Consider the following 23,632-nt stretch of genomic DNA (forward strand, 5'->3'; position numbering starts at 1 on the left):
GAAAATTACTTGCTTTCTACCGCTTGTTTAACATCTTCCACTTTAGAATCAATGGCTTGTTTCATTTCTTCTACTTTGGTGGCAGCAGCATCTTTAGCGGCTTCTGTTTTAGCAGCAGCGGCGTCTTTCATATCAGTTACTGCTTGTTTGGCTTCTTCAACTTGATTTGCAGCGGAAGCTTTTACTTCTTCTGCCTTGGTGGCCATAGCCTCTTTGGCTTCACTTGCCGTTTGTTTGGCTTCTTCTACCTTAGTTGCAGCTGCGTCTTTCATTTCGTTGCCCTTGGCAGCAGCCGCGTCTTTAGCGTCAGATGTGGCCTGTTTCATTTCTTCCATTTTGGCATCTGCTGAAGCCTTCATTTCTTCAGTTTTAGCAGCAGCGGCGTCTTTCATTTCAGCAGCAGATTCTTTGGCTGCTTCAACTTTAGCATCAGCTGCGGCTTTCATTTCAGCCACTTTGGCATCTGCGGCATCTTTAGTGTCGGCTGCTGCTTGTTTTACTTCTTCCATTTTAGCGGCGGCTGCATCTTTCATTTCAGCACCCTTGGCTGCGGCAGAATCAGTTGCATCTGAAATCGCTTTTTTCGCTTCTTCTACTTTAGCATTGGCTGCGTCTTTCATTTCTTCAGCCTTGGCAGCTGCGGCATCTTTCATTTCGCTGGCCGCTTGTTTGACTTCTTCAACTTTTGCAGCTGCTGCGTCTTTCATTTCAGCCGCTGCTTGTTTGGTTTCTTCCATTTTTGCCGCAGCAACATCTTTAACATCTGATGCAGCTTGTTTCACTTCTTGAGTGGTTGTTTCAACAGCTTTTTTGGCATCATCACAGGCTGCTAAAGTAACGGTTGCACCTAAAACTAATGCGGTTAGAAGAGATTTTTTCATTGTGACATTCCTTATTTAAGAATAAAAAGTTATAAAAAGAAGTGTAATTATGGTAATTACTTTCCTTTTGAGTGACAAAAATCCAATAAGTTCAATTTTTTTAGATATTAACCCCGTGATCGGCAAATTCATCCTCAAAATACTGGTTCATATCAAAGGCCGGTTTCTGGGATTTGGACTGGCCGACAATCTTGGCTGGCACGCCTGCGGCAGTGGCATATTCTGGCACAGCCTGCACCACCACCGATCCTGCCCCAATCTTGGCATACTTCCCAATTTCAATATTGCCCAGCACCTTGGCCCCCGCCCCAATCATCACGCCCTTGCGGATTTTAGGGTGGCGGTCGCCATTTTCCTTACCCGTTCCGCCCAGGGTGACCCCTTGCAGGATGGATACATCATTTTCAATCACCGAGGTTTCGCCCACCACAATACCGGTGGCGTGGTCTAACATGATGCCACAGCCGATTTGGGCGGCGGGGTGGATGTCCACATCAAAGGCCACAGAAATTTCATTTTGCAGGTAAACAGCCAGGGCTTGTCGGCCCTGCTTCCAGAGATAATGGGTAACCCGATAGCTTTGCAAAGCGTGATAACCCTTGAGATAGAGCAAGGCTGTGCTCCACTTATCCACGGCTGGGTCTCGGGTGCGGACGGCATCGATATCGCAGGCGGCGCTGTAGATAATTTGCGGATCGGCCGCATAGGCCTCCTCAATAATTTCCTTCAAGGCAATGGCCGGCATAATGGGGTTGGCCAGTTTGTTGGCCAGAATGTAGCTGAGCGCCCCGCCCAGGTTGGTATGCTTTAGAATGGTGGCATGGAAGAAGCTGGCCAGCATGGGCTCGTTATTGGCCAGGTCTTGGGCCTCTTGGCGGATATGCTGCCAGATTTGGTTTACATCGGTTTTTTTCATCTAAATTTCCTCCCCCTTACGCTCTCTCCCCAAGAGGGCTGACACGCCCTTGCGGATATGGGCCTTGGTATTTTTGCCGCAGAAGAGCATTTGGTAGATCTGCTCCACAATTGGCATTTCGACCCCTTGTCTTTGAGCCAAAAGATAGGCTTCCTTGGTGTTGTAATAGCCCTCCACCACCTGGCCGATTTCGGCAATGGCTTCTTCAATCCCCTTGCCCTGGCCTAGCATAAGGCCGAAGCGGCGGTTACGGGATTGGTTGTCGCTACAGGTTAGGACTAAATCGCCCAAGCCAGCCATGCCCATCAGGCTGGTTGGGTTGCCGCCCAAGGAAACCAAGAGGCGGCTGATTTCAGCAATCCCTCGGGTAATGAGAGCTGTTCGGGCATTGGCGCCAAAGCCCATGCCGTCAGACACACCAGCGGCAATGGCAATCACATTCTTAATTGCACCACCTAATTGCACGGCCACCATATCGCTATTGGTATAAACCCGGAAGGAGCGGGAGCAGTGAATACGCTGTTGCATTTCATCGGCAAAAACAGGATCGTTGGAGGCCAGTGAAATGGCCGTTGGCAGGCCCTGGGCTAATTCCTTGGCAAAAGTCGGGCCAGACAGCACGGCAAGCGGGTGATTATCGCCCAAAATTTCCACAACGACCTCTTGTAATAGCCGGCCAGTATCCCGTTCTAGCCCCTTGGTGGCCCACATAATGCGGTGCTCGTCCCGTAAAAAGGGCTTCATTTGCAGGAGGACTTCACGGAAAACATGGCTGGGCACGACAATCAAAATATCCTTAACCTTGGCCAGGGTTTGGCCTAGATCGGTTTCCACAATCAAGTCTTCAGGAAAGGCCACATCGGGCAAAAATTCCTGATTTTTACGCTCTCGGGCCATTTTTTCCATCTTGTGGGGGCTGTGGCCCCAAAGGTGGGCCTTACTGCCCCTCCGGGCTAGGGCGATGGCCAAAGACGTGCCATAAGAACCTGCGCCAAGAATCGCAATAGGTGCAGAATAATCCATAATTTCTCCTTGTCAATTTGGGCAGAATTTTGACCTCTTGTTTGCAAGAAATCAATCTTTTCGCCACATTTTATTCACTTTTCAAGGCTGTTTAGGCTTGATTTTGAATGTTTAGTTGGCCAATCCTATCGTCTCTTTGGGGGAAGTCTGCCCGATAGTGCGCTCCCCTGCTCTCACGCCGCTCCCGCATGGAGGCCACCACGGCTTGTGCGGTTTTCAGGGAAAAATAGACCTCTAGGCCCTGATATTGAGCGGTTCGCACAGGGCAGAACTTGGCTTCCAAATCCTTCAAGAAGGCAGCAAGTTTAGCTAAATTCGCCTCCGTTCGATAAACATTAGCATATTTGCCCATCATCTCCCGCATTTGGCTGAGGACTTGGCTGGCGGTTAAATCTGGCTGGGCCTGGGGATTATAGGGCTGGTTAAGGGCAGTCTCAGCCGCTTTTAGGCTAGCTTCAAGCGGGGCAAAAACCTGATTTTTTTGCAAATTGGCCTGAATTTTAGCCGTGGCTCGCTTGGCGAATACCAGGCTGCCGCCCACCGAATTGCCACCCAGGCGGTTGGCCCCTTCAATGCAGCTGGAGACCTCGCCCACCGCAAAAAGGCCCTGTACGGCACTTTGCGCATCTTCATCAATCTCAATGCCACCATTGCAACTGTGGGCAAAGGGGGCGATGGCGACCCTGTCTTTAAGCAGGTCAATGCCCACTTCTTGCTTGAGCCAGTTCAGGTAAACCCTGTAGAACTCGGTTTGATCTTGGTAAAGCTCTGGCGAATAGGTCAGGTAAACCGCCTCATGGCCTTGGAGCAAGTGTTGCATCATAACTAGGTCAAATTCCACGCAGTCAAAGTCCACGCTGAAGGGCGCATAGCCGCTGCGTTCAGCCACCATTTGGCCAAACTCTGCTGGGCTTTTATGGGGGAAGAGCGACTTGCCGGCCTGGTCAAAGACACCCGTGCAGTATTTGAGGGTATGCTCGCCAAACAGCACCTTGTATTTGGGTTCAACAAAGGCTGGGATAAACTGGATATATTCCAGGTTGGTCAGGCTGGCACCTGCCTGCAAGGCGATGGCATGGGTGGAGCCAATCACATCAGCGGGGTAAAGGTTGTCCTTATAAAGGCCAGCAATCCCGCCTGCGGCCAAGATAATCTGGCTGGTTTTGCAAAAAATATAGGATATTTGACCGCTTGCATTGACCGAAAAAACCGCCCCCTGAACCTGGTTTTGGTGAGTGGCAATATGCAGGAGGGTGGCATTTTCAAAGACCTGGGTCTGCTGCTTGGCAATAATCTGCTTGGCCCGCTTGGCGGCCACCTTCCACTGGTTAATCAGGAAAATCGGGCGGGGATATTGAGCAAAGCAGGCCGGGCGGTTATCCTGCCGCTGCCAGGCCTCAAAGCCAATTTCGTTGAGCAGGCCAACAGCCTGAGCCGAGTCTTCAATATAGGCCCGCACAATCTTAGGGTTGTTCATGCCACAGGCCACCCGCTCAACATCCTCCTGAAAAAGGGCTTGGTCGGCCTTATCGCCTGTCACCTGAATGCCCAAGGTGGCCTTGAGGGGAAAAAAACTGGCGCCAGACCCAAGCGGAGCCTTGCTAATAAGAATATGTTGAATGCCCTTTTTATGGGCTTCCACGCTGGAGGCCAGGCCTGCAATGCCGCCGCCGACAATGAGCAGGTCGGTTTCAATGGTTTGGGAAATTTTAATCATAGAAAAAGCCCCTGACGGGGCATGAGGGATTATTTGTGGAAGTAGTGTAGCAGGGGATCGGGGTTTTGCAAATAGTGGGCTAACTCTTGTTTTTCAGGCCGGCCGATGTAGGGAATTTGGCCTAGGAGCGGGGCATCAATTTTCTGGCTAAGCAGTTCGATCAACTCCATATAATGCCGCAGGCCAGGATTAACCCGATTGGCCACCCAGCCCACCAATTTCACGCCCTCTCGAACAATGGCATTGGCGGTTAAAAGGGCGTGATTAACACAGCCCTCCTTAATGCCCACCACCAAGACCACAGGCATTTGGTGGGATTTCACCCAGTCTGCAAAGCTCAAATCCTTGTTTATAGGCGTTAGCCAGCCATAGGTGCCTTCCACCACCACATTAGGGCAGCGCTGTTGTAGGCGGGCCAAGTCCTTATCCAGCTTTTCTACATGGATATTGCGCACTGCATCAATGGCCGCAAAAATAGGCGTGCTGGAATGGATAAAGGAATAGCTATTGATTTCACGGTAATGGGCTGGCTGGCTTAGGCTATTTTGCAACACCAGCACATCATTGACATCTTCGCAGGCGTAATCGTCCTGATTGGGTTCGGTTGGCAAGGAATCATCCCCCCCACAGGCAATCGGCTTATAGCCCATCACGGGGACTTCATACTGATTAAGAAGCTGTAAAATTGCACGGGTAACGATGGTTTTGCCCACATTCGTATCCGTCCCCGTAATAAAAAGTGCTGCCATAAGGTTCCTTTGGGTTTAAAATGGCCGAATATTAGCAAAAAATTCTGGGCAAAATACTGTCCTTGATCAAATCTGCGTGATAAATTTAGCCCTTAACTCACATGAGCGCTTTCAGATATGCAAGAAATAACCTATCAATATATCAAAACCAATCAAGAACTAGCTGAAATTTGCCAAACCGCCCGCCAAAAGCCTGTGGTGGCCCTGGACACGGAATTTGTCCGCATCCGTACCTTCTACCCGCAATTAGGCTTGATCCAACTCTTTGACGGCCAACAAGTCAGCCTGATTGACCCGCTAGACATTGATGATTTTTCGCCCTTTGTCAGCTTGCTGGCAGATAAGCAGGTGCTCAAGGTCTTACACGCCTGCGGCGAGGACTTGGAAGTCTTCCAACATCAATTTAAGCAGCTGCCAGAGCCTATGTTGGACACCCAAGTGATGGCCGGTTTCCTGAATATCGGCACCTCCATGGGCTTTGCCAAATTGGTGCAACATTTTTTAGGCCTAGAGCTGGACAAGGGCGCCTCCCGCACCGACTGGCTGGCCCGCCCCCTGACCCAAACCCAGCTCCAATATGCGGCCGCCGATGTTTTCTATCTTCTGCCCGCCTACCACAAACTGGCCGAGCTTTTTGACCTCTCCCCTTGGCAGGAAGCCATTGTGCAGGAATGCAACAAGCTCCTGGACAAGTGCCGCCAAACCACCGACCCGGCCAAACTCTATCAAGACATCAGCAATGCTTGGCAACTCACTCCGCAGCAACTGGCCGTCTTGCAGGTGCTGGCCAAGTGGCGTTATGAAGAGGCTAAAAAGCGAAATCTGGCTCTGAATTTCGTGGTAAAAGAACAAAGCCTGCTACAAATTGCCAAGGATCAGCCCATTCACACCACCAAACTCTTGGACTTTATGCACCCCAATGAGGTGCGAATTCACGGCAAGAAATTATTGTGGTTAGTAGAACAAGGCCAGGCCATTGATGAAGCCAATTACCCACCGGCTATCGTCCGCCTGGTCGATCAGCCTGGCTATAAGGCTAGCCTCAAGGCCCTTCAGCAAAAATTAGACCAAATTAAACCGCTTGATCTGCCCTTGGAACTTGTGGCCAGCAAACGCCAGCTCAACCAGCTCTTTAGCTGGCACCAAAAAGGCCGGCCGCAGGAAAAATTACCAGAGTTATTGACGGGCTGGCGGGAAGCCATGGGGCGGGAACTGCTCGGGGTTTTGTAAGGCAACTGGACGGAGGAGGGAAGAAATTCCCTCTTTTTGCAAATATCGTTTGCTTTCCCCCAGATTAGTGTTCTAATGCCCCTGCTTTATTTTATGTTATTGCCGTAAAGTACTAGGCCTAGCCTGTTGATCTATGTTCTTATTTGTTATTGTTATACCCATCGGTTTACCTCGAATTTTGCCATAAATCTCCCACTTCAATGCAATCATTTCATTAAGCATTTCTATTCACATTTTTATTTTTAAAGGATTTTTTATGTCTAAAGTTACAGGTATCGTTAAATGGTTTAACGCTGACAAAGGTTTCGGTTTCATCACTCCAGATGCGGGTGGCAAAGATGTGTTCGTACACTTCTCTGCAATCGAAGGTACCAACTTCCGCACTTTAAACGATGGTGACAAGGTTGAATTCGGTGTCGAAGACTCAGCCCGTGGCCAATCTGCTGCAAACGTGAAAAAAATCTAATTTCACTTAAGGCAAAAAAAAGAGAGAGCAAAAGCTCTCTCTTTTTTCATCTATTTCTTGGTAATGGCCCCCAAGATCCCCCGCATAATCTGCTTGGTCACTTGATTTCTTAGGTTTCTGCCCACCGACTTGGCCACATTTCCCACCAGCTGTTCAGCAACCGTTTGCTCATTTTTCTTCTTGGTGCCGAAAATGGCTCCAATCATACCGCTTAAAAAGCCCTCTTCTTCCTTTTGAGCCTCTGTGGCTTGAGCTACTTGAGCGTTTAAGATTTCAAAGGCTGATTCGTTGTCTACATATTGACTGTAATGGGCATACAAATCGTCCTGTTTGACCAGCTGGCTACGCTCGCCTTCTGCCAAAGGTTTAAGCTGGCTTTTTGGTGGATAGATGTAGGCGATTTCCACCGGCGTTGGCATACCCTTTTCATCTAAGACGGAAATCAGGGCCTCGCCCACGCCCAGTTGTGTGATAGCTTCAACGACATTTACCTCTGGATTAGAACGGAAGGTTTCAGCAGCGGATTTAACCGCCTTTTGATCACGAGGGGTAAAGGCACGCAGGGCGTGTTGAACACGGTTGCCCAGCTGGCCGAGGACGCTATCTGGCAGATCCAGCGGGTTTTGGGTCACAAAATAGACCCCTACCCCCTTGGAACGAATTAAGCGAACCACTTGTTCGATCTTATCCACTAAGACTTTCGGTGCATCATCAAAGAGCAAGTGAGCTTCATCAAAGAAAAGGACAAATTTTGGCTTGTCTGGGTCGCCCACTTCAGGCAGGGTTTCAAAGAGCTCAGACATAAACCAGAGCAAGAAGGCCCCGTACATTCTTGGCGAATTGATAAGTTTTTCGGAGTTAAGCACATTGATGACCCCACGCCCATTGCGGGTCTGCATCCAGTCGTGCAGATCAAGGGCTGGTTCGCCAAAGAGGTTGGCTGCTCCCTCATTTTCAAGGGCCAGCAAGGCCCGCTGAATAGCCCCGACACTGGCCGCCGATACGTTGCCGTATTCCACCTGGAAGGTCTTGGCGTTTTCGGCGACAAATTTGAGCATGGCCCGCAGGTCTTTCAGATCAATGAGCAAAAGTCCCCTGTCGTCTGCCACACGGAAAACTAGGTTGAGCAAGCCTTCTTGGGTGTCGTTGAGGTTGAGCAAACGGGCCAGCAGCATTGGACCCATTTCAGAAATGGTGGTGCGAAGGGGAATGCCCGTTTGGCCAAAAACATCCCAGAAGGAAACTGGGTAGCCTGCCAAATAATCTTCTCCGCCCAACTGGAACTGTTCAATCCGTTCTGCAATTTTTCCCTGATATTGGCCCGCTTGCACGATACCTGATAGGTCACCTTTCACATCCACTAAAAAAACCGGCACGCCGTTGTCACTAAAAGCCTCGGCCAATTTACGCAGGGTAACGGTTTTTCCCGTCCCGGTTGCCCCGGCGATAAGGCCATGGCGGTTGGCCATTTTGGCGGTTAAGGAGATGGTTTTGCCCGTCTTACTTTGGGCGATTGGATATTGGTTCATGTTTCTTCCTTATTTAAAGAGGTTGGCCCGCTTCAGGCAGGAGCACGACAATACCGTTTTGAATAGGGTAGGCCAGTTTGCTTTCTTGGCAAATCAAGCGGTTGTTTTCCTTGTCCCAGTCCAATTTGCCATTGGAAATGGGGCAGGCCAGGTTTTTTAGGAGGTTTTCGTTCATTGTTAGTTTCTCTTTGTTGTATTTCCCCCTCCGCCTTCGGCACCTCCCCCGCAAGCGGGGGAGGGAAAAGCCTATAAGCGTATGTAAATTTCGCTCCACCCGTTTACGGGGGGAGCTGCCGAAGGCTGAGGGGGGACAAATTATTTATGCTTGACCAAATCCAACACCAGCCCCAATAAGAGCTCTGCCTGATTGACCTCAAACACCGCATCAACCGGCATATACCACCAATTATCTTGGGCAAAGGCACGGCATTTTACCGCATCTTTTTCGGTCATTAAAAGGGCTTCATGATTGGGGGTGAGCGGTTGCAAACGCTCAAGCGTATAGGCCTGATGATCAGCAAAGGGGTAAAAGTGATTGCCCTCCCCCACGCTTAAATGGGTCTTAAGGCTCTTTAAAAAACGGTTGGGGTCGCCAATACCGGCCATGGCCACCCAGGGCAAGCGGTCAAAATCGGCAATTTTTTTGCATTCGCCGGTTTTGACATTGATCAGGCGATCCCCCTGCAGCTGCATGGAAATGGCATCAGGATTTGCAACTTTTCCGTTAAAAATCACCGCTTGCACCGACTTCAAACGGCTAGGCAACTCCCGCAGTCCGCCGGCGGGCAGTAAAAAGCCATTACCAAAGAGACGGTTGCTGTCCACCACCGCCCATTCTATATCCCGCTCAAGGGCGTAGTGCTGTAGGCCGTCATCGGTGATGATCAGATCCAGCTCAAACTGACTTAAAAGCAGTTCAATACTCTCTCGGCGGTTGGGCGAAATGGCCAGCGGCACGCCTGTGCGTTGCACAATAAGGACAGGCTCATCCCCCACCATTTGGGCCGAACTTTCCTTGGTTACTAATTGGGGGAAAGCTTTAGTTTGGCCGCCATAGCCCCGAGAAATCACCCCCACTTTAATCCCTCTAGCTTGAAGTTGCTCAACCAACCAAACCACCACAGGGGTCTTGCCATTACCTCCCACACTAATGTTCCCCACCACCAAAACTGGCACGGGCGAGCGGTAGGACTTGAGGATCTGAGCCCGATAGAGCCAACGGCGCAGGCTGCTGATTATCCAGAAGAGCAGGGAAAGGGGCGAGAGAAGCCAGGTTAAAAGGGTACGTTCTTGCCAGAGTTTCATTCTAATTTTCCCTGTTTAGATAAGGAAGCTAATATTACCTCTTCAAGCGGTTTATAATTTTTATGGCTTTGAATGGCTTGATTTTCTTCACGTAAAAATTGAATATGTATAGGATTAGTAATAGAAGCAATCATTATTTTATTTACTTCCACATCTCTTGCCATATAAATCACTTCTTGTGAATGAACATTCCAATTTAATTTAAAGCCTGAAACGTAAGCCAACTGCCTAAAAAATTCCCGCAAGGTTCGACTATTTCCATCAGGAAAAGGGTGAATATGATCTAATCTCGCATATAAATTTGTGATAACTTTAGCGAACTGTTTAAGGGATAATTTTTTATATTGAGTAGGATGAATTTCGGATAAGATCCTGTCTAATTGCAAAATATCTGCTGGCGACATATTGCTATAACACACCGAAGTTAGCCCAAAGCCTTTTAACTCCCGTTGTTTTCGCCAGAGCTTGTTACTATCTATCTGAACTTCAGGACGAAAAACACCCGCAACCTCAGGACTATCTTGAAAGATATAGGCATTAATAGCAATTAAATGCTCTCTATCAAAATTCCCTGTAATAGGCTTTCGTTGTAACTGGGTAATTCGTAAAAAAGACTTAATATTTTTACGTTCTTCTGGGGTGTTATAGGTAATAAACATCTTAGTTTAAATGTTCAACTGTTTTTAAAAACAAATCAGAAAACTGCTCTTCAGTTAATTGACCAGAAATATACTCTTCGGTTAAATCAAGCAATTCATCAGATAAATAAATTCCTTCTAATTCAACACTGCCCTTGGCATACTCAACAGCTTCTCTACGTTGATTTTGTTCTTGTAATGAGATCATTTGCTTCCTTATAGATTAAAAATAAGGTGAGTTTCCCCACCTTATTTAGATTAAATTACCTCAGGTGCAATCCCCTGCTCCGCACATTCCTTATTGACCACCACTTTTTTCGCATCAGTAAGCGATGGCAGGTTATACATGGTATCCAACAAGAGATTTTCCACAATCGACCGTAAGCCACGGGCCCCGGTTTTGCGGGAAATGGCCTTTTGAGCGATGGCGACTAGGGCATCTTGGGTGAATTCCAGCTCGACATTTTCCATTTTAAACAGGGCTTGATACTGCTTGATAATAGCATTTTTCGGCTCAGTTAAAATGGCAATCAGGGCGGTTTCGTCCAGCTCTTCCAGCGGTGTGACCACAGGCAGACGGCCGATTAGCTCTGGAATAAGGCCGAATTTAACCAAATCTTCTGGCTCTACCTGTTTGAAGAGTTCAGTTAAAGCTTCCCGATCCTTGTCTTTTTTCAGATCGGCCTTAAAGCCAATCCCGCCCTTTTGGTTGGTGCGTTGCTCGACAATCTTATCTAAGCCTGCAAAGGCCCCGCCACAGATAAAGAGGATCTTGGAGGTATCGACAGGAATAGTCTCCTGTTTTGGGTGCTTGCGGCCGCCCTGCGGGTTGATGTTGGCCACGGTGCCTTCCACCAGCTTGAGCAAGGCCTGTTGCACGCCCTCGCCCGATACATCACGGGTCAGGGATGGGTTTTCAGACTTACGGGTGATCTTGTCGATCTCATCAATAAAGATAATGCCCCGCTCGGCCTGTTCGGCATCGTAATCGCACTTCATCAGGAGCTTTTGAATCACATTTTCCACGTCCTCGCCCACATAGCCCGCTTGGGTCAGTGTGGTTGCATCCGCCACGGCAAAAGGCACGTTAAGGCGGCGGGCCAGGGTTTCAGCCAGCAAGGTTTTCCCGCTGCCAGTTGGGCCGATAAGCAGAATATTACTCTTGCCCAGCTCCACGCCATCGGTTTCCTTATGGCCAGATAGAGCATTACGCAGGCGTTTGTAGTGGTTGTAAACCGCCACAGAAAGCACTTTTTTAGCGTGTTCCTGGCCAATCACATATTCATCTAAGTGAGCGTGAATTTGGTGTGGGGTTGGCACGTTTGCAAAAAATGCGTCTTTTTGCTCCGCTTGATAGGCCTCGTCAATGAGTGGTTCATCATCGCCATTTAAGAGGGCATAGGATTCTTCAATACACTCGTTACAGATATGCCCCTCTGTGCCTTCCACCAAGGCATCGACTTCAGCACGGCGTTTGCCACAAAAACTGCAATGTGGCTCTTGTTCAAATTTCTTAGTCATTATTTATCGCCTCGTTTCATCACCACTTCGTCCACCAAACCATAGGCCTGGGCTTCAAGGGCTGACATAAAATTATCACGGTCGGTATCACGCTCAATCACCTCAAGCGGCTGACCGGTATGCTCTGCCATCCGTTCATTGAGGGTATGACGGATTTTTTCGATTTCACGGGCATGAATGAGAATGTCCGAAGTCTGCCCACGGAAACCACCCAACGGTTGGTGGATCATGACACGGGCGTGTGGCAGGGCAAAGCGTTTACCCTTGGCCCCAGCCGAGAGCAAGAAAGCCCCCATGGAACAGGCCTGGCCAATGCAAACCGTGCTCACATCAGGCTTGATAAAGTTCATGGTGTCGAAAATGGCCATACCCGCCGTAACCGAACCGCCTGGCGAGTTGATGTAAATGCTGATGTCTTTTTCCGCATCTTCTGACTCTAAGAAGAGAAGTTGTGCCACGATCAAGTTGGCCATATTGTCTTCCACTTCACCGCTCAAGAAAATAATGCGTTCTTTCAGCAGGCGGGAGTAAATATCAAAGGCACGCTCACCCTTGGAGGTGGACTCAATCACGGTAGGGATAATGCTCATAAAAGTTCCTATATATTCGATTTAGAAAAGTGGCTGATTTTAGCAAAAAATTGGGATTAAATCTAATGGCCAGTTATTCATCCAAGTATTCCATCTCCAGATCCCAGACTTCATCCCCAAAGCCCCTTAACCAACGTTCTAAAATATCGGTTTTAATCACGCTGGCCTGAAAGCGGTAGTGGTTTTCGTCCTCTTCCAAAATAACCTGATCAGGCGAAAGCGGAGTTTCAGTGAGGTGATAACCGCTATTCCAACTGATAGAAAAGGTCAAACGAATAGGCCGGCACTCCCCGTAGCCAAAACGGTTTTCTTTTTCAATAAAAGATTTGAGCTTAAAGTCTGTCGGATAATCAAAATAAAAGGTCGAAGCCTCGGCCGCCAAAAAGCGGTGCAGGGCTAAAAAGAAAGGTTCGCCAATCACTCGACCATCTTTAATGCGTTTCACCACCAAGTAATGGCTCACATTTTGTTGCACAAGGGCCAAAGGCATAACCTGATAGCGGGAGGGCTGGTCGTTCCACTGGGCTTGATAGACCGCATTGAGCAGGCGGTTTTCATAAAGTGCGGTAGTCACTTCCTTAAAAATAGTCTCATCAATTTGAGGTGGTTCAAGGGGTTGCGTTGCTGGTGCAACCGCTACTTTCTTGGTCAGCCATTGGTGTTCCAGCCTATCTCTTGCAGCAAATTTCATTTGGTAATGGGCATGCTCAAAAAAAGGCCTCATCGTTTCCATAATATTAGGCGGCAATAAATTTTTTAGCTGTGCCTCCGCCAACATCAAGGCCACCGACTGTTGCGGTGTCATATTCAAGAGCTTCAATCCCGAGGCATATTCTTTCCAGCGATATTGATGGGGCTTGCTGTCGGTACGGCGTTCAATATCATCAAAGTGATCTGCTAATTTTTCTAAGGTGCGTTCCAAGGTTCGCTTACTTTTGGCAATTCCCTCATACTCCATCTGTTCTTGTAATTCAGGAATGGAAATATATTTTTTGGTGAGAAGATTAAGCACTTTAATTTGATAGATAAGAGGATCAATGCTGTCTGACATGATTTTTCCTTGCAAAAAATAATAAAAATAAAACCGCTTGTAAGTTTATTACATTATACGACACAATCTGTCGCATTATGGCTTAGAATAAGAAAAAATAAGCTTAGAGGAAAGATATATGTGGAAGATTTCTTTTTGCCAACAAATCGGCACAGGCAAAAAACACAATCAAGATGCTCTCTTTAACGGCGAGCAGGTTTTTCAGTATAAACTGAAAAATACTGTCACTTGCCAATTCGAGAGAGAAAAACTTTTGCTAGGCGTGGCAGACGGTGTTTCGCATAGCCCTCAAGCCCAAAAGGCCAGCCGCTACTGGATGGAACAGCTAGCAAACTGCCCAAAACTTAACCCTACTTGGCTTCGCAACCAACACCAGCACTTTTGCCAAGCCTTTGCCTCAAGCCTTTTCGGCACAGCAACTACCTTTGTTGGGGCGGAAATTTTCCCCAATGGCATTTGCCACATCCTCAATGTAGGCGACAGTCGAGCCTATCATATTTCCACCTCTGGTGAGTGGAAACAGGTTAGCCAGGATCACACGGTTCTAAATGATCTGCAAGCGGGTCAAAATCCTGAAAAATTTGCAAACCTCTACGCTGCCCTTTCTGACTGCCTCATTGCCGATTGGCAGGAAGATCAATTCCGCATTCATTCGGCTCAAATTCAATTAGAACAAGGCGACTGCCTCCTGCTCTGTTCTGACGGCCTAACCAATGGGCTTTCTGAAGAAATACGGCAAGCCATTTGGCATAAATATACAGATATTGGCCAACGCCTCACCGCTTTTCGCAAAGCCATTAGCCAACAAAGGCAGCATGATGATGTCAGTATTGTGGCGGTGGAGTTTGGGTAGGATCAAATATTTGTTTAAAAAATGTGTATTTTGAGCAAAAATACAGGTAGTCTTTCATTAATTTTAACTAAGGAGTTCCTATGGAAAATACCTCTCAGATTTTACAAAACCTCTCTCAAAAAAATCAGCTATGGCAAAAGGAAGAGGAGCTAATCGAAGCTTATCAAGCTAACTATTTTAATATTTTTCACTTTATCCCAACCAATGAAGTTGGTTTATCCTATATTCTCAAGTTCTTATTGAACCCTAAAGAAAGTCACGGACAAAAAATTTATTTCTTGATAGCCTTTTAAAGCATTTTAACTTACAGCATTTTTTAAACTACGATAGGGTCTATATTAAAACCGATCAAACCCTAGCCTCAACAGGTAAACACGATATTTTTATTGAAGGATTTTTGAATAATAAGTCTGTATGGGCATTTTCCATTGAAAATAAACTCAGAGGAGCAAGAGATCAGGATAGGCAAGTTATCAGCTATTTGGAAGATTTAAGAAAAGTCAATCAAGAAAATCATCATTTGGTTTATTTAACCATTAACGGTAAAAAACCAACTTCTATTGAAGAAGATGATTACCAAAAGGCAGAAAAAGAGATCTCTTTAATGTCTGCTCAAGAACTTTGTCAATGGCTAGCATCAGTCGAAGTCAAAGCTCCTAAAATACAATTTTTTGTCCAACAATTCCAAACCTTTATCCAAACGGAGATTTTATCTATGAACCTAGCTTCTCAACAAGTTAACCCACTAACAGAAGAAATTGCAAAAGATTCAGCTTATGTAAAAACAGCCTTAGATATTATGAATCTTCAAGATGAACTTTATCAAAAATTGCTTGATAAATTATTTGAGGATTTAGAGGACAAATTCCGTAGCCTAGAAAATCATGAAAATTGGAAGGTAACAAAAGAAACAGATAAAAAACCTAATGCTCAGTACTATCAACCAATTCGATTTACATCCCCATGTAAAAATTTTTATTTGGCAGTTGAATTTAATAATCCTAACTTTAGAGGTTGTTTCTTTACCCTTTCTTTAGTAAATACTGAAAATGAGTTTATTAAAGAAAAACTTACTACTTTTTTAGAGAAAAAATATGGAAAAGATAGAAACCAAGCTGATAAACATTGGCTATATTGGAAATACTTTGATGGCGATGTAAGAGATTGGACTAATGAAACCTGGGCAAGGATTCCAACAGGTCAATTAGCCGACGAGATTTGGCAGGAGCTTGAAACTTTGACTACAGCGTTAGTCAATCTCAACCCTACGCCATAATCTGTCGCATTAATCCCTATACTTAGCCAAAGAACTAAATATAGGGAGAAAATATGAAAAACGATCTAAACTATGCCGTCCAGCTTATTCAAAAGGCTGACGGCATTTTGATTACCGCTGGAGCAGGCATGAGTGTGGACAGTGGCCTGCTGGATTTCCGCTCCGTGGGTGGATTTTGGAATGCCTATCCACCTTTTGAAGCTCTAGGCCTGCAATTTAATGCCGCTGCCAACCCAACTTTTTACCTAAATCACCCCGAACAAGCCTACTGGTTCTACGCCCACCGCCTCAATACCTACCGCCAAACCCCACCCCACGAGGGCTATCAGATCCTCAAAGGTTGGGCAAACAAGAAAAAACACGGTTATTTCGTTTTTACCAGCAATGTCGATGGGCATTTTCAAAAGGCCGGCTTTGCTGATGAGCGGGTTTATGAAGTCCACGGCACTCTGCACCGTCTGCAATGTATGGAAAATTGTTCTGATCTAAGCTGGCCTGCTCATGCCTTTCAGCCCACTGTGGACGAGGAAAAATACCTGATGACCAGCCCCAAGCCCCGCTGCCCCTTCTGCGGTGGTCTGGCTCGGCAAAATGTCCTTATGTTTGATGATTGGTTCTTCTGCCCAAGCTTTTTTGAACCCAAGGAGGCAGCCCTCCATCAATGGTTAAAGCAGGTAGAAAATCTGGTCGTTATTGAAATTGGTGCAGGCAAGGCCGTCCCAACCGTCCGATATTTTTCCGAACGCACCGCCAAGGCCAAAAAAGCAGGCTTTATTCGTATCAACCCACTAGATGCTGGTGTACCTAAAATGCACTTTTTAAGTTTGGAAATGAAGGGCTTGGAAGCCTTGAAGAAACTGGATGAATTATTGCTTGAAAGGGAGTAATATAGTCAATGAAATATAAACTAAAGCGGTACCCTATAGAGAGTGTAACACTTGAAACCTTTAACGATAATTTATTATGGGCAATTATAGAGGATGATTATCTTGATGTGAATGTTTGTTATCCTATGCCTGAGGATTGTTTAGTTGAAGAGGGGATGGGCTTTGTTAGTCGTATTTTAGCTAAATATAATTCTTTTTTGCCATCATCATAAAACTTTTATCACAACCAGGAGAAAATTATGTCTTTTCAAACCCCTATAACCATTGCTCAAGCAATGGATAAAATTTACTCTAATGAATATTTATTACCTGCTATTCAACGTGAATTTGTCTGGCCAGCTAATAAAATAGAGTGGCTTTTTGATTCTTTAATGAAAGGATATCCCATCAGTTCCTTTTTATTTTGGAAAGTTAATGAAAAAACAGCTCAGAATTACACATTCTATAAATTTATAGACAAATATAGACAATGGTATAAAACTCACAATGAACCAATTTCAACTGATGGGATACCTAGTTTTACTGCAATATTAGATGGGCAACAGCGATTAACAGCGTTATATATTGGGTTAAGAGGAAGCTATGCTTATAAAGAGTATAGAAAAAGATGGGAAGATAATGAATACAGCATTCCTACTCGTCATCTTTACCTAAACATTACTAGACCTTTAGAAAACGAAGAGGATGATAAAGAATATGAATTTTCTTTCCTCAAAAAAGAAAATACTAAAGAAGATGACATATATATAGACTCCAATGATCAAATGTGGTTTAAAGTCGGCTCAATCCTAAATTATAGAAATGAAGAAAGTTTTGACGAATTAATAGATAATTTTGAATTAGCTTTTTCAAGAAAATCACTTAGACAATTAAGGCGCGTGGTTTTTGAAAAACCGATCATTAACTATTTTTTAGAAGAAGAACAAGACCTCAACAAAGCATTAAATATTTTTATTCGTGTTAATAGTGGCGGACAACCATTAAGTTTTTCAGATTTAGTTATGTCTGTTGCAATTGCAAACTGGAGTGATGCTAGAGAAGAAATTAATCAGCTGGTTGATGAAGTGGTCAGAAAAGGGTTTTATATTTCAAAGGATCTTGTTTTAAAATCATTCTTATATCTACATAGTGCTGACATAAAATATAAGGTTACAAACTTTTCTAGCGAAAATGCAGAAGAGCTTAAAGAAAAATGGAGTAAAATCAGAGCAACAATTCTCGAAACATTTGAATTATTAAAAACATTTGGGTTTAATGACTATAATCTTACTTCTAAAAACGCAGTCATTCCTGTCATTTATTATTTATATCACAAAGATGTTTATGAAGGATATAGTTCTTCTATAAAATTTAAAGAAGAGAGAGAGTTTATTAGAAAATGGTTTCATACCATTCTACTTAAACAAGTTTTTGCTTCAAGTAGCGACACAGTTCTTATTCAATTCCGTCAAGAGTTCACGGATGATGTTATAAACAAACCATTAAAAGATGCTATTTCTTATTTTCCAAGAGAATTTAAGAAAATAAGAAGCTTTAGTGCTAATGATGATTTTATTGATGATTTACTTTCTACTCAGATGGGAAGCAAATATGCCTTCTCAATTTTATCGCTCCTTTACCCAAACTTAGATTATAGAAACAATTTCCATCAAGATCATCTTCATCCTAAAGCAGATTTTAATAACTTAAACGATGAAGATAAAAACAAATATAAATGGGAATCTTACAATTCCATTTGTAATCTTCAATTATTAGAAGGTAATGAAAACTCTTCTAAAAATGCCTCTAGCCTTGCAGATTGGATTGAAAAATCAACCCAAAATAAAGATAGAGATGCATTCTTAGAACGCCATTTAATCCCTAACTTGGAAGATTATTCTATTGAGAATTTTGGTGAATTTTATGAACGTCGCAAGGAACTACTTGCTAAGAAATTGAAAGAGCTATTGCAATAAAGGATATGTTTATTTAAATAGCCCAAAATATAGGGCAGGTATAAAACCTGCCCCTACACAAAAATGTCTAACAAAACCCTATCTTACTCCCCCTTCTCTCCAACCGCTTCAAACCCACTTCTTCCTCCAAGGCCTTGACCCACTCACTCCCCAACTCAAAGGGTCTAAAGCGATGACGGCGAGCCAGGGAAGCAAAATCACCCATGGTTAAGAACTTAATTTTGGCTAGGTTCATAAAGTCAAATTCTGTTAAATTTAAGCCTAATTTAACCGCTTGCTCTTGGGCGATGTCGCAAACCTGTTCAGGTTTGAGAAAATCGAACTTCATCTTTAGGTCAAAACGGCGAAGAACGGCAGGATCGAGATTGTCCATAAGGTTGGTGGAAACCACCATCAGCCCTTCAAACCGCTCAAGCTGGGTCAGCATTTCATTGACCATGGAATTTTCCCAAGAACGATTTTGGTTATCTCGAGCAAAGAGGAAGCTGTCCACCTCATCCATCACCAGTAACATATTATTTTCACTGGCTTGGCGAAAGGCTGAGGCGATACGTTTTTCAGTTTCACCCACATATTTATCTCGCAGATCAGAACCCCGCAAGACCAAGAGAGGCATATCTAGCTCACTGGCCAGCCATCTGGCCCATTCGGTCTTGCCCGTGCCTGCTGGGCCGTAGCAACAGATTCGCCCCTGCTTGGTAGCCTTTAAGCCCTCACTGATCTTATGAATGTTATCTGAACAATTCACCCAATTTAGGTTATAAGCGGCCTGATATTCGTTAAGTTTTTCCAATTTTTTATAGCCTTGGGCCTGCAAGGTTTGGTTGAACCAGTTTAAGGTACGCTCCGTAAAATCGCTGCTTTCAAACTGATTGAGCACTTCAAAACCCTTGCTAATTAGAGCAGGAGTTACTCCCTCGTGTTGGGCAAAATGATGAATATAAGCAGGCGATAATTTGCCTTGGCATTTGGCCTTGATCATTTCTTCTTTCTTCGCTAAAGGTAAGTTAGGCATTTCAAAAATAAAATCGAAACGGCGAAGAAAAGCATTGTCCATAGAACTGATATTATTAGATAGCCAAATCATGGGCACAGGATTTTCTTCTAAAAATTGATTCACCCAAGCCTTATGACTTTGAGCAACCGATTGTTCAAACAAACCGGCTCTAAATACATCCTCTATTTCATCAAAAATTAATCCATTTTGCTGGCCTTTTAAGAGTGTTTGAGCCAAGCGGCAACGCTCTAATCGACGTTCTGCACAAAGCAGATCACCATCTTCATCTTCATAATTGAGCAGATAGGTATTTTGGTAGCAGGTTTGGGAAAGTAACAAAGCCAATTCTGTTTTTCCTGTACCTGGTTCACCATAGATAAGGATATTTACCCCTTTTTTCTCATGTAATGCCGCCATTTCCAAGTGGATTTGTAGCAAATCAACCATTTCTTGAATATGCTCAAAATCTGAAAATTTCAGATGAGGAGAGGACGCAAGTTTAACACAACGCTGCAAAAGCATTTCTGCATTAAAAGGTAGTGTGCTAAATTCATCAATATCTAAAATATCCCCCACTTCAAGATAATCACCAAAATCATCATGATAACTTTTCTTTTCAATTAAACCATAACTGGCTAGTTTTCCCTTCTGCTTAAAAGATAAATAAATTTCTCTAAAAGGGAAATGAAATATTTTCTCTAAAAACTGGGCAAGAGACTTTAAATTGGCCTTAATATAATTTAGGCTATCTTTCAAAGTTCTCTCAGAAGCGATATATACTGCTAGGCGAAGTATGGCTATTTCAAATGCTGATAAATTAAGTACTTTAGCCAAATGTTGAAGATTTTGCTCAATACGCTCATTTGTTACTTTTACCAAATCAGGATTATCTAAATAAACTTGATAACGCGCTTTTAAGCCTTCAATCGTTAGTTGAAAGGCTTCTTTACTATTATTTTTGAAAAGCTCTTTGGGAACACCTAGGGCTAGAGCAAGATCATCATCTCGCCAGTTATTTTCTTCATCTTGATAAAACCAAAATTCTTGTCCCTTATGTTCAAATAAGAGGGCAAGTATAATATATTCAGCATAAGGCGAAACTTTAGGTGGATTAAGTTGTAATTCAGACATAGTAACCTCTTCTAATAAAGAAAAAACATGCGACATCATTCAGTGATTTAAGCCTGCAAGCGGTAAGATTTTTGCAAATTTTTGCAAAACTTGCCCCGCTTATTGGCCCTTTCCAAAGAGCGTTCAGACTGCCAGAAAATCAGATGAGAGGATAATTTCTCCTTGTTTTCACTTGATTTTTTTGAAGAATGAAGATTAAGATGAGGGAAGAATGGATAACTCATAAGCTGCTCCTATATGCTTTATCTTGATAAAATCAGTATATAAATCGAAACGACAAAATACGTCGCATTAAATAAGATAATAAGCTTGTTTTTCACTGGAAGCCTATTTCTTATTGAAAACAGGTTTTAGTCATAACTTAAAAGTCAAAAAAGGAAAAAATATGAAAACAAAAGCAAAATGTGTGGTACTCACAGGCGCAGGCATCAGTGCAGAAAGTGGGCTTTCCACCTTTCGGGATAATGATGGGCTGTGGGCTAACTATCGGATTGAGGAGGTTTGCACGCCTGAGGCCTTGGCCCGCAACCCTCAAAAAGTGATTGAGTTTTATAACTACCGCAGGCAGGAGGCTGAAAAAGCCCAACCTAATGCTGGGCATTTGGCTTTGGTGGAGTTGGAAGAAAGGTATGAGGTCAAGATCGTCACGCAAAATGTGGATAACTTGCACGAAAAGGCCGGTTCTTCCACCGTTTTGCACCTGCACGGCCAGCTTAATAAGCTACGATCTTCCTTTGATGAGGACTATGTGATTGACTGGCAGGGCGATCAGCCCCTTGATCTATGTGACCCGCAAGGCCACCCCATGCGGCCGCATATTGTTTTTTTCGGGGAAAGTGTGCCGCTCTTAGACACGGCCATTGATTGGGTAGCTGAAGCGGATGTGCTGATTATTATCGGCACCTCTATGCAGGTTTACCCGGCCAATACCCTGATCCAATATGCCCGCCCAAGGGCAGAGATTTATTTTATCGACCCTCACCCGCAAAACACGGGCAGTCGAGCTAAAGTAATTGCGGAGAAGGCGGGGGTGGGGGTGCTGAGAGTAGTAAAAGACTTGTTAGCAAAATCATAAAAGATAGCGCCAGCGTCCTCGCTGGTGCTGGTAATTCTTTGATAGATAAGACACCAGCCTGGAGGCTGGCGCCATCAAAGCAAGCGGTTAAATTTGCAGGTTTTTTCACAAATTTAACCGCATGTTAGGGGCAAATGTCTTTGCCCCTAGCCTTCTTTCTTGGCCGAAAACTGATTACCCACCAAAAAGGCAAGCAAGCCAATAAGAGTGGCCGGCACAATGGCATGGAAGCTGAAGATTTGTAGCTTAAAAGTCGCTATCACCACATAAGAACTTAGGCCGGCCAGCATGGAGCAAATGGCCCCCATGGCATTGGCCTTTTTCCAGAAAAGCCCTAAAACAAAGACCCAGATAAAGGTAGCCTCTAGCCCACCCAGAGAAAGCAGGTTGAGCCAGATCAGCATATCAGGCGGGTTGAGGGCTGCGAAGATGAGCAGTACTGTAAAGCCTAGGGTTGTTAGGGTAGAAAAGCGTTTAATCTTGGCCTCGTTTTCAATGGCATTGGGTTTAATGGCCAAGTATAAGTCCTTGATTAGGGTCGATGAAGATTGAATGAGCATAGAGTCAATCGAGGACATAATGGCTGCCATGGGGGCGGCTAGGAAAATACCGGCCACAATCGGTGGTAGCACCTGAATCATCAGGGTTGGAATAACCTGATCGGGGATTTTCAAATCTGGTATCAAGGCCCGGCCCAGCACGCCCGTTAAGTGCATACCCAACATCAAAAAGGCCACCACAACCGTGCCGATAATCATGGCTTGGTGGAGGGCCTTGCTGTCCCGATAGGCCATACTGCGAACGGCCAAATGAGGCAGACCGACCAAGCCGAAGCAGACCAAGACCCAGAAAGAAGCCATAAAGGTGAAATCCAGCGGGCGTTGGTCAATGCCGTAGGGGCTAAGGAGATTAGGGTCGATGGCCTCCAAACGGCTCATGGCCGCTTCCACGCCACCTGTGGCATAAATCACCCCGCCCAGGAGCAGGCCCGTACCCAGCATCATGACCAAGCCTTGAATGGTGTCGGTTAAGACCACGGCTCGGAAGCCGCCAATAAAGGTATAAAGGCCCACCGTTACCGCAAAAATCAGCACAGCACTTTGGTAGGAAATGCCCAAGGTGGTTTCCAACAATCGCCCCGCCCCGATAAATTGGACGGTCATCATGGCAAAGAAGGAAAGCAGAAGGGCAAGACAGGCCAGCCAGACCACCCACTTGTTTTGATAGCGGGCCAAGAGCATATCGTTGATGGTCAAGCTCTTGGTTTGGCGGGCCAACATGGCAAATTTTTTGCCTAAAACCCCTAGGGAAAAGAGAACGGCTGGCACCTGGATCATGGCCAACAAGACCCAGCCCAGGCCATACTTATAGGCCGCCCCTGGCCCCCGATAAAGGAGCTAGCCCCCACATAGGTGGCAGCTGTGGTCATGGCCAAGACAAAACCTGACATGGAGCGGCCGCCCACATAGTATTCAGATAAGAAGCTGGCCCCCTGACGTTGGCGGTAGGCATAAAAGGCCACGCCAAAGACAAAGAGCAGGTAGATAATCAGCGGGATCAGCATTTCCTTATTCATGGCTGCCCTCCTCCAAGTCAATATCCTGATAGACGCCCTTGATAACCAAAAGGGCGACCAGAATAAAGAGAACAGGCAGGAAGATACAGCTCATTTCAAACCAGAGCGGAAAGCCCAAAAGCCCGTGGCCTTGAGGCAGCAAATAAGCAAAGATAATCCAGCCAACCAGATAGCCCAGGCTGAGCAAAACCGCCCACTTGGCTTCTCGGTTAAGCTGTTTGTTGGTGTTGTGCATTCTTTCTCCTTAATTATAATTTCGCTCCCCC

Annotated in this window: 23 protein-coding genes and 1 pseudogene; 8 read left to right on the top strand and 16 right to left on the bottom strand. The window is 45.2% G+C overall.

Annotation, left to right across the window (positions count from 1 at the left end):
- Positions 1 to 5 precede the first annotated feature (5 nt).
- The 5 genes from A4G20_08325 to A4G20_08345 form a co-directional block, all read right to left on the bottom strand.
- Entirely contained in the window at positions 6 to 881 is an 876-nt protein-coding gene (locus A4G20_08325) for a hypothetical protein (protein ID QIW16339.1), read from the bottom strand.
- 100 nt (positions 882 to 981) lie between these two features.
- Positions 982 to 1,797, bottom strand: coding sequence for a serine O-acetyltransferase (locus tag A4G20_08330; protein QIW16340.1), 816 nt, complete (start codon positions 1,795 to 1,797; stop codon positions 982 to 984).
- On the bottom strand, positions 1,798 to 2,820 hold the full coding sequence (locus A4G20_08335) for a glycerol-3-phosphate dehydrogenase (GenBank protein ID QIW16341.1): 1,023 nt from the start codon (positions 2,818 to 2,820) through the stop codon (positions 1,798 to 1,800).
- A 91-nt stretch (positions 2,821 to 2,911) separates the two neighbouring features.
- Entirely contained in the window at positions 2,912 to 4,537 is a 1,626-nt protein-coding gene (locus A4G20_08340) for a fumarate reductase (protein QIW16342.1), read from the bottom strand.
- A gap of 29 nt (positions 4,538 to 4,566) precedes the next feature.
- Positions 4,567 to 5,286, bottom strand: a complete 720-nt coding sequence (locus tag A4G20_08345; GenBank protein QIW16343.1) for a dethiobiotin synthase — start codon at positions 5,284 to 5,286, stop codon at positions 4,567 to 4,569.
- 117 nt (positions 5,287 to 5,403) lie between these two features.
- Here A4G20_08345 and A4G20_08350 point away from each other — a divergent pair, with 117 nt between their 5' ends.
- Both A4G20_08350 and A4G20_08355 read left to right on the top strand, forming a co-directional pair.
- Entirely contained in the window at positions 5,404 to 6,516 is a 1,113-nt protein-coding gene (locus A4G20_08350; protein QIW16344.1) for a ribonuclease D, read from the top strand.
- A gap of 256 nt (positions 6,517 to 6,772) precedes the next feature.
- The gene (locus tag A4G20_08355; GenBank protein QIW16345.1) at positions 6,773 to 6,982 is read left to right on the top strand and encodes a cold-shock protein; all 210 of its coding nucleotides are present in this window, start codon (positions 6,773 to 6,775) and stop codon (positions 6,980 to 6,982) included.
- A gap of 50 nt (positions 6,983 to 7,032) precedes the next feature.
- Here A4G20_08355 and A4G20_08360 read toward each other — a convergent pair whose 3' ends face one another.
- The 8 genes from A4G20_08360 to A4G20_08395 form a co-directional block, all read right to left on the bottom strand.
- On the bottom strand, positions 7,033 to 8,511 hold the full coding sequence (locus tag A4G20_08360; protein ID QIW16346.1) for an ATP-binding protein: 1,479 nt from the start codon (positions 8,509 to 8,511) through the stop codon (positions 7,033 to 7,035).
- A gap of 13 nt (positions 8,512 to 8,524) precedes the next feature.
- Positions 8,525 to 8,686 (bottom strand): tetraacyldisaccharide 4'-kinase, encoded by a 162-nt coding sequence (locus A4G20_08365; protein ID QIW16347.1) that lies wholly within the window; start codon positions 8,684 to 8,686, stop codon positions 8,525 to 8,527.
- Between the two features lie 140 nt (positions 8,687 to 8,826).
- Positions 8,827 to 9,816: a tetraacyldisaccharide 4'-kinase gene (locus A4G20_08370; protein ID QIW16348.1), complete on the bottom strand. Its 990-nt coding sequence runs from the start codon at positions 9,814 to 9,816 to the stop codon at positions 8,827 to 8,829.
- Positions 9,813 to 10,475, bottom strand: a complete 663-nt coding sequence (locus A4G20_08375) for a hypothetical protein (protein ID QIW16349.1) — start codon at positions 10,473 to 10,475, stop codon at positions 9,813 to 9,815. Before A4G20_08375 ends, A4G20_08370 begins: the two co-directional genes overlap by 4 nt.
- 1 nt (position 10,476) lies before the next feature.
- Positions 10,477 to 10,662, bottom strand: a complete 186-nt coding sequence (locus tag A4G20_08380; protein ID QIW16350.1) for a hypothetical protein — start codon at positions 10,660 to 10,662, stop codon at positions 10,477 to 10,479.
- Between the two features lie 50 nt (positions 10,663 to 10,712).
- Positions 10,713 to 11,975, bottom strand: a complete 1,263-nt coding sequence (locus A4G20_08385) for an ATP-dependent protease ATP-binding subunit ClpX (protein ID QIW16351.1) — start codon at positions 11,973 to 11,975, stop codon at positions 10,713 to 10,715.
- The gene (locus tag A4G20_08390) at positions 11,975 to 12,565 is read right to left on the bottom strand and encodes an ATP-dependent Clp endopeptidase, proteolytic subunit ClpP (protein QIW16352.1); all 591 of its coding nucleotides are present in this window, start codon (positions 12,563 to 12,565) and stop codon (positions 11,975 to 11,977) included. The genes A4G20_08385 and A4G20_08390 overlap by 1 nt, the downstream gene beginning before the upstream one ends.
- A 73-nt stretch (positions 12,566 to 12,638) precedes the next feature.
- Complete coding sequence (locus tag A4G20_08395) at positions 12,639 to 13,616, bottom strand: hypothetical protein (GenBank protein ID QIW16353.1); 978 nt, start codon at positions 13,614 to 13,616, stop codon at positions 12,639 to 12,641.
- 118 nt (positions 13,617 to 13,734) lie between these two features.
- Here A4G20_08395 and A4G20_08400 point away from each other — a divergent pair, with 118 nt between their 5' ends.
- From A4G20_08400 to A4G20_08420, 5 genes are all read left to right on the top strand, one after another.
- The gene (locus A4G20_08400) at positions 13,735 to 14,469 is read left to right on the top strand and encodes a hypothetical protein (GenBank protein ID QIW16354.1); all 735 of its coding nucleotides are present in this window, start codon (positions 13,735 to 13,737) and stop codon (positions 14,467 to 14,469) included.
- Positions 14,470 to 14,549: 80 nt separating this feature from the next.
- On the top strand, positions 14,550 to 14,762 hold the full coding sequence (locus tag A4G20_08405; protein QIW16355.1) for a hypothetical protein: 213 nt from the start codon (positions 14,550 to 14,552) through the stop codon (positions 14,760 to 14,762).
- A gap of 104 nt (positions 14,763 to 14,866) precedes the next feature.
- Positions 14,867 to 15,745: a hypothetical protein gene (locus A4G20_08410; GenBank protein QIW16356.1), complete on the top strand. Its 879-nt coding sequence runs from the start codon at positions 14,867 to 14,869 to the stop codon at positions 15,743 to 15,745.
- 53 nt (positions 15,746 to 15,798) lie between these two features.
- Positions 15,799 to 16,632, top strand: a complete 834-nt coding sequence (locus A4G20_08415) for an NAD-dependent deacetylase (protein QIW16357.1) — start codon at positions 15,799 to 15,801, stop codon at positions 16,630 to 16,632.
- 239 nt (positions 16,633 to 16,871) lie between these two features.
- The gene (locus A4G20_08420; protein ID QIW16358.1) at positions 16,872 to 18,587 is read left to right on the top strand and encodes a hypothetical protein; all 1,716 of its coding nucleotides are present in this window, start codon (positions 16,872 to 16,874) and stop codon (positions 18,585 to 18,587) included.
- A 67-nt stretch (positions 18,588 to 18,654) separates the two neighbouring features.
- Here the strand turns inward: A4G20_08420 and A4G20_08425 are convergent, their stop codons facing one another.
- Positions 18,655 to 20,715 carry a hypothetical protein gene (locus A4G20_08425; GenBank protein QIW16359.1) on the bottom strand — a complete coding sequence of 687 codons (2,061 nt, stop codon included), beginning with the start codon at positions 20,713 to 20,715 and terminating at the stop codon, positions 18,655 to 18,657.
- Positions 20,716 to 21,100: 385 nt separating this feature from the next.
- Between A4G20_08425 and A4G20_08430 the strand changes: the two genes are divergently transcribed.
- Entirely contained in the window at positions 21,101 to 21,790 is a 690-nt protein-coding gene (locus A4G20_08430; GenBank protein QIW16360.1) for an NAD-dependent deacylase, read from the top strand.
- A 146-nt stretch (positions 21,791 to 21,936) separates the two neighbouring features.
- Here A4G20_08430 and A4G20_08435 read toward each other — a convergent pair.
- Together A4G20_08435 and A4G20_08440 are read right to left on the bottom strand one after the other, a co-directional pair.
- Positions 21,937 to 23,366 (bottom strand): annotated as a pseudogene (locus tag A4G20_08435) (sodium/panthothenate symporter).
- A complete protein-coding gene (locus A4G20_08440; protein ID QIW16361.1) occupies positions 23,359 to 23,601 on the bottom strand; it encodes a hypothetical protein in 243 nt (80 codons plus the stop codon). The pseudogene A4G20_08435 and the gene A4G20_08440 overlap by 8 nt, the downstream one beginning before the upstream one ends.
- Between the last annotated feature and the right edge of the window lie 31 nt (positions 23,602 to 23,632).

Source organism: Pasteurellaceae bacterium RH1A (assembly GCA_012221805.1).
Lineage (GTDB): Bacteria > Pseudomonadota > Gammaproteobacteria > Enterobacterales > Pasteurellaceae > RH1A.